Source organism: Arthrobacter sp. Y3224198 (assembly GCF_059090025.1).
This window is the reverse complement of the sequence record NZ_JBNHFG010000025.1, coordinates 1-13335: the sequence shown is the minus strand read 5'-3', so window position 1 is coordinate 13335 and position 13335 is coordinate 1. Positions and strand designations below refer to the sequence as shown.

The following is a 13335-nucleotide window of genomic DNA, read 5'->3' as shown; positions in this document are numbered from 1 at the left end:
AGCCCGGCGCCGTCGTCGTCCTCCCGGACGCTGTTCCACCCCCGTCCCACCCTCAGCTTTAGCAAACAGAAAGCAGTACGGTGCTAGATAAATCAACCATCCAGGCGGTGGCCGATGAACTGGTCGAAGCCAAGCGGACCCGGACCCCGGTTCCGCTGCTGACCGCCCGCTATCCCGAGATGACCATCGAGGACTCCTACGCGGTGCAGAACCTGTGGGCGGACCGGCTGCTGGCCGACGGCCGCAAGCTGGCCGGGCACAAGATCGGCCTGACATCCAAGGCCATGCAGGCCGCCACCGGCATCACTGAACCGGATTACGGCGTGATCCTCGATGACATGGTGCTTGAAAACGGCTGCACCCTGCAGTGGGACGCCTACACGCATCCCCGCATCGAGGTGGAGCTGGCTTTTGTGCTGGGTAAGCCGCTCTCCGGCCCGAACTGCACCCTGTTCGACGTCCTGGACGCCACGGACTACGTGGTTCCGGCCCTGGAGATCCTGGATTCGCGGATCGAAATGTCCGGCCGGACCATTGTGGACACCATCTCCGACAACGCGGCGATGGGCGCCATGGTGGTGGGCGGCAACCCGGTGAAGCCGGCCGACGTCGACCTCCGCTGGGTCTCCGCGCTGCTCTACCGGAACCAGGGCATCGAGGAAACCGGTGTGGCCGCCGGCGTGCTGAACCACCCCGCGGCCGGTGTGTACTGGCTGGCCAACAAGCTCGCCGTGCACGGCACCTCGCTGCAGGCCGGGGAAATCATCCTCGCCGGCTCCTTCACCCGGCCCATGTGGGTCTACAAGGGCGATACCGTCTTCGCCGACTACGGACCGTTGGGAACCATCACATGCCGTTTCGAGTAGAGGAAACCTTCGGCGCCCGGCTGGCCGCCGGCGGCCGCCAGACCGGCATGTGGGTCTGCTCCGGCAGCCCGCTGGTCGCCGAAATCTGCGCCGGCTCCGGCCTGGACTGGCTGCTGATCGATGCCGAGCACAGCCCCAACGGGATCGAATCGCTGCTGGCCCAGCTGCAGGCGGTGCACGGTTACCCGGTCAGTGCCGTGGTCCGCCCGCCCATCGGGGACGCGGTGCTGCTCAAGCAGTACCTGGATCTGGGCGCGCAGAACCTGCTGATCCCCATGGTGGACACCCCGGAACAGGCTGCCGAACTGGTCCGTGCCGTCCGGTATCCGCCGCAGGGCATCCGCGGGGTGGGCAGCGCCCTGGCCCGCGCCTCGCGCTGGAACCGGATCGAGGGCTACCTCGAGAACGCCGCCGAGTCCGTGACCCTGCTGGTGCAGATCGAGACCGCCGCCGCCGTCGAAAATGTGGACGCGATTGCGGCCGTGGACGGGGTGGACGGCCTGTTCATCGGCCCGTCGGACCTCGCCGCCTCCATGGGGCTCCTCGGCCAGCAGGAACATCCCGACGTCGTCGCCGCCGTCGAACACTGCATCCGCGAGATCAAGGCCGCCGGGAAACCGGTGGGCGTCAACGCCTTCGCCGAAGCCACCGCCCGCCGCTACATCGAGGCCGGCGTCGACTTCATCCTGGTGGGCGCCGACGTCGCCCTCCTGGCCCGGGGCAGCGAAGCCCTGGCCGCCAAGTACATTCCCACCGCGGACGACGACGCCCGCGCGAGTTACTGACAAGGACCCCCATGGCTGCACCTACCGGGACCCGTTCCCCGCAATCCACCCCCAAGGACACCCGCAAAGTCGCGGTGGCCACCCTGATCGGCACCACCGTTGAGTGGTACGACTTCTTCATCTACGCCACCGCCGCCGGGCTGGTGTTCTCCGAACTGTTCTTCAAACCCGCCGGCAGCGAATTCGCCACCCTGGTGACCTTCGCGTCCGTGGGCCTGAGCTTCCTGTTCCGCCCGCTCGGTGCCTTCCTGGCCGGACACTACGGGGACAAGCTGGGCCGCAAGGCCATGCTGGTGCTCACCCTGCTGCTGATGGGCGGCGCCACCACGCTGATCGGTGTGCTGCCCACCCACGCCACCGCCGGCATCTGGGCACCCATCCTGCTGGTGCTGCTGCGCATCATCCAGGGCATCTCCGCCGGCGGCGAATGGGGCGGTGCGGTGCTGATGAGCGTCGAGCACGCCCCGCGGAACAAGCGCGGCCTGTTCGGCTCCTTCCCGCAGCTGGGTGTGCCGCTGGGCATGCTGCTGGCCTCCGGCGTCACCGCGCTGATGACCGGCGTGATCTCCCCGGGCGACGAGTTTGTCGAGTGGGGCTGGCGCCTGCCGTTCCTGCTGAGCATCGTGCTGATTGTGGTGGGCTTCCTGGTCCGGATGTCCGTGAACGAAAGCCCGGTCTTCGAGGAAATTGCCGAGAAGAAGAAGCAGACCCAGATGCCCATCGTGGAACTGATGAAGAACCACTGGAAGCTGGTGATCCTGGCCGCCCTGGTGTTCGCCGGCAACAGCGCCGCCGGGTACATGACCACCGGCGGGTTCATCCTCAACTACTCCACCAACCCGGACGGCCCCGTGGCCCTGGACCGCACCGACGTGCTGCTGGCCGTCTCCGGCTCCGCCGCCCTGTGGTTTGTCTTCACCCTGGTCAGCGGTTTCATGGCGGACAAGATCGGCCGGAAAAAGACCTACCTCATTGGCTTCGCCTGCCTGGCCCTGACCGTCTTCCCGCTGTTCTGGCTGATCAACACCGGCGACATCGGCATCCTGTTCCTGGGCATGGCCCTGTTCACCGTGGGCCTGGGCCTGACCTACGGCCCGCAGGCCGCCTGGTACAGCGAGATTTTCCCGGCCTCCATCCGGTTCTCCGGTGTCTCGGTGTCCTACGCGCTGGGTGCGATCATCGGCGGCGCGTTTGCCCCCACCATCGCCTCGGCGCTGGTGAAGGCCACGGGCTCGACGACGGCGGTCTCCGCCTACCTGCTGGTGATGGTGGCGCTGGCTGCCGCAGCCACCATGATGCTGCGCGACCGGCCCGGCATCGACCTGTCCATCAAGAACCAGGCGGAGCAGGAAGTCGGCGCCACCATCTTCGACAAGCGCCGCGGGGTGTCCACGGACGATGCGGCTCCTGCTGCGGCGGACGGTGCTCCGGCGGATGGTGCTCCGGCGGGCGGTGCGGGCTCCGGCACGCGCGTGTAGCCTCCCCTGCGGATCGAGAAGGCACGATTTACCGGATTTCAGCCGAAAAACGGTAAATCGTGCCTTTTCGTTTTGCCCGGCTCCTGTTCCGGGTTTGCTGGGGGGATCTGTCCGCGGGTACCCGGCCGCGCCTAACCTGAAGCAGACGGGTCCGGCTCGGCAGTCGGCTCCGTTCCTTCGCCTCCGCGTCCCGGATGCAGGCGAACCCAAAGGCAGAGACGCACCAAGCAGGCGAACGCCCGGCAGGGAGCTTCGCCGGAACAGGGAGCATCAGCATGTGCACAGGCATCAGGTTCACGGACGGCAGCGGCAACCTGTATTTCGCCCGCAACCTCGACTGGACGTCCGATTTCGGCGAGAAAATCGTGGTGACGCCCACCGGATACACCACTAACTCTCCCTTCGGAGCGGTGCCGAAGATCGAGCATGCCGTCATCGGCATGGGCATCGTCCAGGAAGACACACCGCTGTACTTCGACTGCGGCAATGACGCAGGCCTCGCCGTCGGCGGCCTGAACTTTCCGGGCTACGCGGAGTACGCCTCCGGGCCGGCCTTCGGTTCGGTGAATGTTGCCGCCTTCGAGTTTCCGCTCTGGGTGGCGTCCCAGTTCTCGAGTGTGGACGAGGTTGAGGCAGCCCTGGACGACGTGGTGATTGTGGATAAGCCGATCAACGAAAAGTATCCGAGCTCGCTGCTGCACTGGATGATCGCCGATTCAACCCGCTCCATCGTGGTGGAGCACACCCATGACGGGATGCACGTTTTCCACAACGACGTTGACGTGCTGGCTAATCAGCCCGGCTACGGCTGGCACCACGAGAACCTGCGCAACTACCTCAACGCCTCGCCGGACTTCCCGGAAGAGGTTGTGCTCAACCAGGCGCATCTGACCCCGTTCGGCTCCGGGTCGCTGATGCGCGGGATCCCCGGCGACTACTACTCCCCGTCCCGGTTTGTGCGGGCGGCCTACGTCCATGCGCATTACCCGCCGAAAACCACCGAGGAGGAGAACGTCAGCCGGGCGTTCCACACCCTGCAGAGCGTGGCGATGGTGGACGGCAGCGCGGCCATGGGATCAGGCGAGTTTGAGCGGACCACCTACACCGGGCTCTTCTCCTCCCGGACCAACAGCTATTACTGGAACACGTACGAGGATCCGGCACTTCGCAGTGTGGCCATGGCGGACCACAAGCCGGACGGCACGGAGCTGGTGGTGGTTTAGCGGGCAGCACCAGCCGCCCGAAATCCCTCCGGTCCGGGATTCTGCTGCCAGTTTGGGAAGGTGCTGCCGCGCAGAGTGGCAGTACTTTCCCCGACTGTCAGCGAATGTACAAACCGGCAGCAGAACCCCGCCGGGACCAGGCATAGGGCCACATTCCGGAGCAAACCACATCGAGGTATCCGAAACCGACCGTCCCATGTATATTGTTTCGCATGCGAAATAATGACGTGACCGTGATCACTTCCGAACGGCAGTCCATCCCGGTTCCTGCCGGCGGAACCATCGCCGGCACCCTGCGCCTGCCCGACGGCGAGCCGCGCGCCGCCGTCGTAATCCACCCGGCCACGGCGGTGGCGGAACGGCTGTACACCGGCTTCAGCGAGTACCTGGCGGAAAACGGGTTTGCTGTCCTGAGTTACGACTACCGCGGGACCGGTGCCTCGGGCAGCCCGAAGGCGAACCGGCGGCTGCGGATGCGCGACTGGATGGACCAGGACGTCCCGGCGGCGGCCGCCTGGATGCGCGAACGGTTCCCCGGGCTGCCGCAGCTGGCCGTTGGTCACAGTCTGGGCGCCCACGCCATGGCGCTGAACAACGGGCTGGAGGACCTGCGCGGGTTTGTGGGCGTGGCCTCGCACGCCGGTGTTACCAAGGCCATCGAGGAGCGCAGGGAACGGTTCCGGGTGGGCCTGATCCTGAGTTTCCTTGGTCCGCTGACCGGGCGGCTGCTGGGGGCGGTGCCCGGCCGGAGACTTGGTCTGGGCGAGGACATGCCCGGTGGCGCAATGCTGGAATGGAGCGGCTGGAGCAAAAAGCCGAACTACTTCTTCGACGATCCGAGCATGCAGGCCCGGCAGCGCACCGCGCTCGTCAAGACCGATGCCCTGGTGATCGGCTTCACGGATGACCCCTGGGCCACGCCGGGGCAGATCAACGCGATCTTCTCGCACCTGGTGAACGCCTCGGTGGAGCGGCGCACCTATTCACCCGCCGACGCCGGCATCCCGGCCATCGGGCACATGGGCTTCTTCCGCCGCGGTTCGCGTGAGAAGCTGTGGCCGGAGGTACTCACGTGGTTGACGGACAAAGCAGGGGATCCCGGGAAGTAGCCCCGGAGGTTGAGGACCCGGAGGCTGATGCCTCCCGGAACGGCGCCGGAGGCGTCCGGACGGCCAGACCTCCGCGCCTGTTTTTCCTCACTCTCATCGCCGAACGCCGGTTGCGGCGCTGGATGGCTGCCCGGGGCGGGGAGCGCGGAATCAGCGCCTCCGCCGGCGGGGTGCTGCTGTACCTTGCCTCCCACCCCGGCGCCAGCACGGGTGAGGTGGCCGAGGCCGTGCAGGCGTCCCCGGCCGGACTGAGCGGGCTGCTGTCCCGAATGGAAACCTCCGGGTTTATCACCCGCACCCCGGACCCGGCGGATGCCCGCACCATCCGCCTTACGCTGACCTCTGCCGGCACCGAGGCGCTCGGCGTCGTCCGTGAATCCCTGCACGAGCTGAACACCCGCATCAATGAAGGTTTCTCTGCCGAGGAGCTGGACACCGTGGCCCGGTGGCTGGCGCAGGTGGGGCGCATCTAGCCGCACGGGCTTCGCCGGCCGCCGCCACCCTCCGGAGCCCAGCACGGGCGCGCCCTGCCGTCTGCCGAGGGAAACCCTCAGTATTCTTTTGCTCGCCAGTGGAGTTCAGGGGCGCCAAAAGACAGGGGTGTGCAGTTGGGGCAGCATTGTATTGAGTTCGAGGCCGGGCAAGACCTCAGGAATTCCCGGTGATCCGCCAGCTGCAGCGCCGCATTGGGGCGGAGGGGGACCGTGCGGCCACCCTGGAGCTCTTTTATGACCTGGTGTTCGTCTTTGCCATCACCCAGGTTTCACACCTGCTGCTGGAACACCTCACCTGGGCGTCCGCCGGGCAGGCCCTGATCATCCTGCTCGCGGTCTGGTGGTCCTGGAACTACACCACCTGGGCCACCAACGAGCTGAACCCGGAGTCCAACCCCGTCCGTCTGCTGCTCATCGCCCTGATGCTGGCCGGGTTGCTGATGGCAGTGGCCATTCCGGACGCCTTCAGTGACAAGGGGTTGCTGTTTGCCGGGGCCTACGTTGCCATCCAAGTGGGCCGGCACCTGTTCCTGACCTTCGTCTCGGCCGGGAAAGGCAGCAACGAACGCACACGGGCAGGCCGCATCCTGATCTGGTTTCTCCTGGCCGGCTGCTTCTGGATTGCCGGCGGCATCGCCGACGACCGCACGCGGGTGGCACTGTGGATCGTGGCCCTGGTGCTCGACTACGGCGCCCCTCTGCTCCTCTTCCGGGTGCCGGGACTGTCCAGGATTTCCGGTGCGGCATGGCAGCTGGTAACCGGCCACTTCGCGGAACGGTTTGGCCTGTTCATCATTGTGGCGCTCGGTGAGACCGTCATCATTACGGGCAGCACCATGGCGGATCTCGACCTGCAGCTGGCTACCGTGACGGCTTTCTGCATCGCCTTCCTGGGCACGGCAGCACTGTGGTGGCTGTACTTCACTTCCACCCGGGAACTGGCCGAACATGCGCTCGCCGAGGGCTCTCCCGACCGGCCGGACGCGCGCACCCGGCTGGCCCGTGACGCCTACACCTACGGGCACGTGCTGCTCGTGGCCGGCATCATCCTCAGCGCGGTCGGCGATGAGCTGGTGATCGCCCATGCCACCGAGGAACTGCACGCGGCGGAACTGACCGCCGTCGTTGGTGGGCCGCTGATCTACCTGCTCGCGCAGGCGGTGCTGCGCCTGCGGGCGACCCGCACAGTCAGCTACCGGCGCGTCGTCGGCGCCATCGCCTGCGGGGTCGTGTGGCTGGTTGGCGGACACCTTCCGGCTGTGGCGGTTTCCGGTCTGCTGGTCGGCATCCTGGTGGCAGTGGTCCTGGCCGATGAGCGTGAGCGGTTCCGCCAGCCGGCCCGGCCTGCCCAGCCTGCCTGAAGCGGCTCCTGGACCCGTCCCCTAAAAAGGGGGTGGTCCTGCCTAGGATGGGCGCATGCCCCAGAATCCCGCCGATTGGACCCCCGTCACCACGGACCGCCTGCTGCTACGCCGGCTGGCCCCCAAGGATCACGACGCCGGCATCCGCATCCACGCAGATCCGCGCGCCAATCTGCACAACCCGTCACCGCCCACAGAGGACCTGGCGGCCAAAAGCCTGCAGGACTTCATGGACCACTGGGACCGGGAGGGGTTCGGCTACTGGGCGGTGGCCGAACGGGCGCATCCGGAGACCGTCATTGGGTTCACCGGGCTGCAGCGGGCGCAGGTGGATGATCGGAACATCCTGAACCTCTACTACCGCTACGATCCCGCGGTCTGGGGACGCGGCTATGCGAAGGAAGGCGCCGTGGAGGCCGTCCGCCGCGGCCGCGAGCTGCTGCCGGAGCTGCCGGTGGTCGCCCGGATCACCGCGTCCAACATCATATCCCAGCGGACCGCGCAGGCCGCCGGGCTTGAACGCCGCCGCGGCCTGGACCGGCTGTACTCCGGAGTGCCCGAGGTCTACTTCGCCCTGGGCTGGGACGCTCCCACCGGTGCTGCGGGCACGTCCGCGGATGCCGGCACGGCCAGCAGGTAAACCAGCGCGGCAACCGGCAGCACCACGCCCAGGCTGGTGAACAGCTCCAGCGCGGGCGGGCCGGTGCCGCTGACCACGCCGGTCAGCATCATGGTGACGGTGATCGAGGAGAGCATAAACACCGGCACCATCACCACTGCCAGCCCGAGCCCGACCGCCCGGCCGGCCCCGCGCCGACGTCGGGCATGCACCCACAGCACCGGCAGCAGCAGGCCGATCCACACCCAGTGGTGGAACCAGGAAATGGGCGAAATCGCCAGCATCACCACGGCGTTGGCGGTGATGGCAGCCAGGGGGTCTCCGGCCGCATCCAGCCGGCGGATCACCAGATAGCCCAACACCACGACGGCGGCGCTGGCGGCCAGCCAGAGCGGACGCTGCAGCGCGTCCGGCACGCCCAGATGCGGGATCAGCGAGTTCAGCGACACGTTGTACATCTCGGTGGAATCGCCCACCCGGCTGGGGTCCGAGAGCGAGTCGAACCAGAACTTCCGAGCCTGATCCGGGGTGGCCAGCCACCCCGCGGCCACGGTGGCGGCGAAGGTCAGGCCCATGGTGAGGATGGCCCGCCAGTCCTTCCGGACCAGGAAAATCAGGCCGAACGCCAGCGGGGTCAGCTTGATGCCGGCCGCCAGGCCGATCAGCACACCGCGCGGGAGCCGGGACGACGCCGGCCGGAGCAGGTCCGCCAGCACCAGCAGCATCAGCATCGGGTTCAGCTGGCCGAAGCCCAGGCCCTCGCGCCACGGGCCGAGAATCCCGATCAGCAGGGTGGCCAGCACGGTGAGGCCGGGCAGCCCGCCCACTGCCGCTGCGGCCCGGGCGGGCACAGCGTTGTTCTGCAGCAGATACCGGGCGGCGAGGAATGCCACCGCCACCAGGCAGGCGCAGGCCGTGGCGGTCAGCAGCACCAGGCCAAGGCCTTCGGGCAGGACCGCGAAGGGTGCCAGCAGCACGGCCGCGAACGGCGGATAGGTAAACGGCAGCCCGCGGGTGTCCGTTTGGACCAGGCTCGGGTCATACAGCTGGTGCTCGCTGCGGCCGAGCAGGGCCAGGGCACCCTCGCGGTAGACGGTGAAATCAAGTCCGTGGATCTGCGCGCCCAGGACCACCAGGACCAGGGCCACAGGGAGTCCGAGCCAGAGCCACAGTGCCTGGGCACGGGTGCGGGGGCGGAGCTCCGCCGTCAAAAAGGCCATGCCTGCCAGTTTAGGCGGCGGCGCAGGGCTGCTGCGGCGCGGGCCGGGCGGCGGCGCCTCTAGCGGGCCGGGCAGCAGAGCCTTCCGTTACAGTGCCGGCCCGCCCAGCTCCAGCCGCATAAAGACACTGTTGGGGTCCTCGCGGTAGGCGCCGAACGGCGGGCATGCGGTAAAGCCGTGCCGTGCGTACAACCGGCGGGCCGGCGCGAAAAAGTCCTCGGTCCCGGTCTCCAGGAACAAGGTCCGGTAGCCGCGCTCCCGTGCCTCGCCGATGATTCCCTGCAGCACCAGGCCGGCGACGCCGCGGCCCCGGGCCGTAACGGCCGTGCGCATGGATTTAATTTCGCCCTGTTGCGCCGACAGTTCCTTTAACGCACCGCAGCCAAGCAGCTGCCCGTGCTCCCGCACCGTCCAGAAGGTGATTGCCGGGTGCGCCAGTGCGTCCGGGTCCAGTGCGTGCACACTTTCCGCCGGCGACGTGGCGTACATGTCGGCCAGGTGTTCCTGCAGCAGCTTGGCGACGTCGTCCCGTGTGGGGGTGTCGAGGCACAACTCCATGGTGGAGGCCGGCACCGGGGCGCTTACCGCTGCCGCGGGGGAGTGGTGGCGATGGCCCGTTGCGCGGCGAGGATCGCACTCAGCGTTCCCGCCTTGGCATGCACCGGGGCGGCAGGCGCGGCGCCCGCGGTACCAGATGCCGCACCGGCTGCGGCGCCGTCGGGGGAGGCAGCGGCCGTGCCCGCAGTGTCGGCTGCAGCGGGCCGCAGGTCCAGGCGCATGAAAATGCTGCCCGGATCGGCCCGGTATTTGCCGAAGGGCGGGCACATAACGAAGCCGTGGCGCTGGTACAGCCGCCGGGAGGAGGCAAAGAAATCCTGGGTGCCGGTTTCCAGCAGCAGGCTGGCGTAACCGCGGGTGCGGGCGTCGGTGATGATCTGCTGCAGGATGATCTGCCCCACGCCCAGGCCGCGGGCGTGCGGGGAGGTACGCATGGACGTGATCTCGCCGCAGAACTCCGTGATGCCGTTCCCGGGCTCCGGACGGAATTCCTTCATCGCGCCGCAGCCGAGCAGGGTGCCGTTTTCCCGCACGGTCCAGAAGGTCACCGAGGGGTCCTTCAGGTACGGCGGGGTGAGGCCGACGGCGCCCGACCCAAGTCCCGGGTACAGCAGGTCGCGGTTCTGCGCGAGCAGGGAAACCACGTCCGGCTTGGCGGGATCGTCGCGGAGCAGGCTGACCTGCCGCGGTTTCTGCGTTCCGGCCGGGGTGGACCGGAGGGTGCGCAGGGTGTCCCGGAGGGAGGGCGGCGGCACCGGCGATGCGGCCCGCTGCCCCGGTGTGGCGAAGGGAACGGGAGCCGGAACGTTGATCGGCGGCGGTGTTGGGTTGAACTGGGACATTGTGGCGGCTTCTTCTTCTGGCAAGGGGACGGTGAGGAGGGATGATTCCGGGGCGGTGCCCGAGGATGGTTCGTCGGTGTCCGGCGCGCGGGCAGCGGCGGAGTGCGGTGCAGCGGGAGTCGCCGGGGCGGGTGCCGGGGTAGGTATCGGGGGTGCGTTCGGCGACGGTGCCGGCGGGGACGGAACGCCGGACATTACCGAGGCACCGGCACCTGGCAGGACGGCGGCGTCGGCTGCGTTTTCCGGAACCATGCGGTTCTCCGGCAGCGGTGTGGTTCGGGCCGGCATGCTGCCGGGCAGCGGATCAGCGCGTGGGACCTCCCAGCCGGGTTTGCCCGGCGCCGCCGCCGGTGCGGCAAGAGATGCCGGCACCATTCCAGCTGGCGCAGCAACCGGTACCGCGGGCAGCTCCGCTGTGTGCAGCAGCCGGTCCGCGGAAAATCCGTGGAATTCCTCGTCGTAGTGCCCGGGCGAGCCGATCGGAAGCGCCGCCTCACGCCGTCGTCGGAGCGCATCGCGCACCGGGACCACCAGCAGCGCCGCACCGGCGGCGGCGCTGATGCCGTACAGAACCATGCCCCACGGGGAGGCGCCGCGCACGGCAAAGGTTCTTTCCAACGCGGTATTGGCGCTGAAGGAGGCAATGTAAAGGGCGGGTGCGGCCAGTGCCAGCAGCCCCAGATGCCAGTTCGCGGCCACCCGGACCGACGGCAGCCGGCCAAGGAGACTGACCACCAGAACCACCACTGCAGCCAGTATGCCGAAGGTGGCCCACGCAATGACCAGGGGCTCGGACAGGCTGGCGTCGTTGGCGGCAAGCTGCCGGTGGATCCCGTCCAGGGTGGTGCCGGGGGCGGCGGCCTGCGGATTCCAGGCGAGGATGTGGAAGTATCCGACGACGGCGTACGCGCACACGGCAGCGCAGCCGGCGGTGCCCCACCAGACTGCTGCAGCTGTTGGGCCCCCGCCTCGTCTCATGGCCAGAGTCTAACCGCTGCTTCCGGCCGTTCCGCCGCGCCCCACTTACGTGTCAGGGCAACGTCATAAACCGCTCCGTTGCGCCGCCTCCCAGGCGTTAGCTTCTCCCGGCCATGATGGATTGGAGCGCGGATTGAAAACCCGCACTGACCCGGACGATAGTCCGCCCGTCATCGGCGGTGTGGGTCAGCTGGTCATAACCTTCCCCGTTCCACCAATAGACATGCGGGCTCAGCGGCCCGGGGAGTTCGGCGTACCCCGCGGCGGCGAAGCGGGACATATGCTCCACGGCCGCCACTACGGACATATCTTCGACCAGGTGCCACAGAACCTGGTGGCGGCTCGGGATACTCAGGAGCCAGCCGAGGCCCTCGCGCTCGGTTTTGCCGGTGATCTGCGTGGCCAGCCCGGGAAGGAGCAGAGCCCTGCTGGCGGTAAAGAAGGACTCACCGGACAGAACCGTAAAGGATCCGCCTTCCGGCGGAGCGGTTGTCACCAGTTCCACCTCCAATCCCTGGAGGTTCACCATGCCCTGCTGCCGGAGGGCTTCCCAACCGCCGTGATCCCTGGCGTTCTCATGCCGGAACACCGCTACGGTTTCCGGGAGATCCAGTGCGAGCATCTCCACCACCCCAGGTGCAAATTCCCGGTAAGGATGGTTTTCCAGCCCGGGGATGGCGGATTCCTCGTAGAGCCGGGCGAAAGTCCGGCTCCGGACCTCCGCCGGTGGCAGGGCGGCAAATGGATCGGGTGAGTCGAAACTTGTCAGGACATTGCGGATGTGATCGGCAATGATGCTCCGCCAGGCGGACTGCGGTGCCGTGCTGCACAGGGCGGCGACGTTCCAGAACCCGAATCCGCGCCCCGAGGCGTCCAGCGCGTGGCCGGGATAGATGTCGACTTCCAGCCCTAGTTCGGCAAACACTTCCCTGGCCACGGTCCGGAAGGTGTTGGCCGTGGAGACTGACATAAAAGTGATGTCAGCGTCCGGAGTTTCCGTTTCGGCCGGTCTTTTTCGAAAAATGCCCATGGGACTCACCTCTGGTTGAGACGGGAGACTGCACTTTGTCGGCATCAGCCTAGGAGTATCCCTTCCGTTTGCCGGGTTGGACACTCGGGAACCCGCGGCGGGTTTCCCGGCTGGTCGCGGCCCGCCTGCGGAACCGGCGGAGGAGGGCGGTGCGCAGCAGCGGCTCGCGGTGCTTAGAGATCCAGTTTCGCCAGCAGCGCGGCCAGGGCCTGCCGCTCGTCGTCGTCGAGAGCCGCCAACAGCCTGTGCTCGGTGGCCACATGGTCCGGGAGGGCGGCGTCGACGGCGGCCCGGCCGGCGTCGGTCAGCGTCACCTGTTTGCCGCGCCGGTCCGCAGAGCTGGGGGACCGCCGGACCAGGCCCTGGTCTTCCAACCGGTTCAGGCGCTGGGCGATGGCGGCGGAAGTGACCATGGAACTGGCGGTCAGGTTCTTCGGGCTGAGCGTGTACGGCGGCCCGGAACGGCGCAGCGTGGCCAGCACGTCAAAGGAGGCCGCGTCCAGGCCGTGCCGGGCGAAGGTGGACGCCAGCTCGTCGTCGAAGCGGCGCGCCACCCGCGAGAGCCGGCCCACCACCGCCATCGGCGAGACGTCCAGGTCCGGCCGTTCCGCTGCCCACTGCCGAAGCACCTTGTCCACATGATCGCTCATGGAATGCACCCTAGCAATTAACTAAGATGAGGCGGGAGGCTCCGCGGACAATCTGCTGTTCGCCGTCGATGCGGATCTGCGGCTCCGGAGTCTCCCCGGGCTGGGCCTGGAGATTCTTGACC

General features: G+C 67.9%; 13 protein-coding genes. 8 read left to right on the top strand and 5 right to left on the bottom strand.

All coding sequences use genetic code 11. The annotated features are described in order from the left end of the window. The first annotated feature begins 80 nt into the window (after positions 1-80). The 8 genes from hpaH (at position 81) to AC5RUF_RS12660 (ending at position 7956) form a co-directional block, all read left to right on the top strand. Positions 81-866, top strand: coding sequence for a 2-oxo-hept-4-ene-1,7-dioate hydratase (hpaH, locus tag AC5RUF_RS12695; protein ID WP_494130806.1), 786 nt, complete (start codon positions 81-83; stop codon positions 864-866). Beyond that, entirely contained in the window at positions 851-1651 is an 801-nt protein-coding gene (locus AC5RUF_RS12690) for an HpcH/HpaI aldolase family protein (protein WP_494130805.1), read from the top strand. Before hpaH ends, AC5RUF_RS12690 begins: the two co-directional genes overlap by 16 nt. A gap of 11 nt (positions 1652-1662) precedes the next feature. Continuing rightward, positions 1663-3129: an MFS transporter gene (locus tag AC5RUF_RS12685; RefSeq protein ID WP_494130804.1), complete on the top strand. Its 1467-nt coding sequence runs from the start codon at positions 1663-1665 to the stop codon at positions 3127-3129. 275 nt (positions 3130-3404) lie between these two features. Beyond that, positions 3405-4352 (top strand): choloylglycine hydrolase, encoded by a 948-nt coding sequence (bsh, locus tag AC5RUF_RS12680; RefSeq protein ID WP_494130803.1) that lies wholly within the window; start codon positions 3405-3407, stop codon positions 4350-4352. Positions 4353-4564: 212 nt separating this feature from the next. Continuing rightward, a complete protein-coding gene (locus tag AC5RUF_RS12675) occupies positions 4565-5461 on the top strand; it encodes an alpha/beta hydrolase family protein (RefSeq protein WP_494130802.1) in 897 nt (298 codons plus the stop codon). Continuing rightward, positions 5425-5934, top strand: a complete 510-nt coding sequence (locus AC5RUF_RS12670) for a MarR family winged helix-turn-helix transcriptional regulator (RefSeq protein ID WP_494130801.1) — start codon at positions 5425-5427, stop codon at positions 5932-5934. The genes AC5RUF_RS12675 and AC5RUF_RS12670 overlap by 37 nt, the downstream gene beginning before the upstream one ends. Positions 5935-6122: 188 nt before the next feature. Next, complete coding sequence (locus tag AC5RUF_RS12665) at positions 6123-7316, top strand: low temperature requirement protein A (protein ID WP_494130800.1); 1194 nt, start codon at positions 6123-6125, stop codon at positions 7314-7316. Positions 7317-7371: 55 nt separating this feature from the next. Then, positions 7372-7956 (top strand): GNAT family N-acetyltransferase, encoded by a 585-nt coding sequence (locus AC5RUF_RS12660; RefSeq protein WP_494130799.1) that lies wholly within the window; start codon positions 7372-7374, stop codon positions 7954-7956. Here the strand turns inward: AC5RUF_RS12660 and AC5RUF_RS12655 are convergent. The 5 genes from AC5RUF_RS12655 to AC5RUF_RS12635 all read right to left on the bottom strand — a co-directional run bounded on the left by AC5RUF_RS12655 (position 7881) and on the right by AC5RUF_RS12635 (position 13213). Then, the gene (locus AC5RUF_RS12655) at positions 7881-9155 is read right to left on the bottom strand and encodes a glycosyltransferase 87 family protein (protein WP_494130798.1); all 1275 of its coding nucleotides are present in this window, start codon (positions 9153-9155) and stop codon (positions 7881-7883) included. The two genes, AC5RUF_RS12660 and AC5RUF_RS12655, sit on opposite strands and share 76 nt — an antisense overlap. An 87-nt stretch (positions 9156-9242) precedes the next feature. Continuing rightward, positions 9243-9713 carry a GNAT family N-acetyltransferase gene (locus AC5RUF_RS12650; protein WP_494130826.1) on the bottom strand — a complete coding sequence of 157 codons (471 nt, stop codon included), beginning with the start codon at positions 9711-9713 and terminating at the stop codon, positions 9243-9245. A 23-nt stretch (positions 9714-9736) separates the two neighbouring features. After that, complete coding sequence (locus AC5RUF_RS12645) at positions 9737-11533, bottom strand: GNAT family N-acetyltransferase (protein WP_494130797.1); 1797 nt, start codon at positions 11531-11533, stop codon at positions 9737-9739. Between the two features lie 97 nt (positions 11534-11630). Further along, complete coding sequence (locus AC5RUF_RS12640; RefSeq protein WP_494130796.1) at positions 11631-12503, bottom strand: hypothetical protein; 873 nt, start codon at positions 12501-12503, stop codon at positions 11631-11633. Positions 12504-12736: 233 nt separating this feature from the next. Further along, on the bottom strand, positions 12737-13213 hold the full coding sequence (locus AC5RUF_RS12635; RefSeq protein WP_494130795.1) for a MarR family winged helix-turn-helix transcriptional regulator: 477 nt from the start codon (positions 13211-13213) through the stop codon (positions 12737-12739). Positions 13214-13335: the final 122 nt, after the last annotated feature.

Bases quoted from the DNA above. Each gene is read 5' to 3' on its own strand.
- AC5RUF_RS12690 (WP_494130805.1), top strand. From the start codon at position 851: ATGCCGTTTCGAGTAGAGGAAACCTTCGGCGCCCGGCTGGCCGCCGGC.
- AC5RUF_RS12685 (WP_494130804.1), top strand. From the start codon at position 1,663: ATGGCTGCACCTACCGGGACCCGTTCCCCGCAATCCACCCCCAAGGAC.
- bsh (WP_494130803.1), top strand. From the start codon at position 3,405: ATGTGCACAGGCATCAGGTTCACGGACGGCAGCGGCAACCTGTATTTC.
- AC5RUF_RS12675 (WP_494130802.1), top strand. From the start codon at position 4,565: ATGCGAAATAATGACGTGACCGTGATCACTTCCGAACGGCAGTCCATC.
- AC5RUF_RS12660 (WP_494130799.1), top strand. From the start codon at position 7,372: ATGCCCCAGAATCCCGCCGATTGGACCCCCGTCACCACGGACCGCCTG.
- AC5RUF_RS12655 (WP_494130798.1), bottom strand. From the start codon at position 9,155: ATGGCCTTTTTGACGGCGGAGCTCCGCCCCCGCACCCGTGCCCAGGCA.
- AC5RUF_RS12650 (WP_494130826.1), bottom strand. From the start codon at position 9,713: ATGGAGTTGTGCCTCGACACCCCCACACGGGACGACGTCGCCAAGCTG.
- AC5RUF_RS12645 (WP_494130797.1), bottom strand. From the start codon at position 11,533: ATGAGACGAGGCGGGGGCCCAACAGCTGCAGCAGTCTGGTGGGGCACC.
- AC5RUF_RS12640 (WP_494130796.1), bottom strand. From the start codon at position 12,503: ATGTCAGTCTCCACGGCCAACACCTTCCGGACCGTGGCCAGGGAAGTG.
- AC5RUF_RS12635 (WP_494130795.1), bottom strand. From the start codon at position 13,213: ATGAGCGATCATGTGGACAAGGTGCTTCGGCAGTGGGCAGCGGAACGG.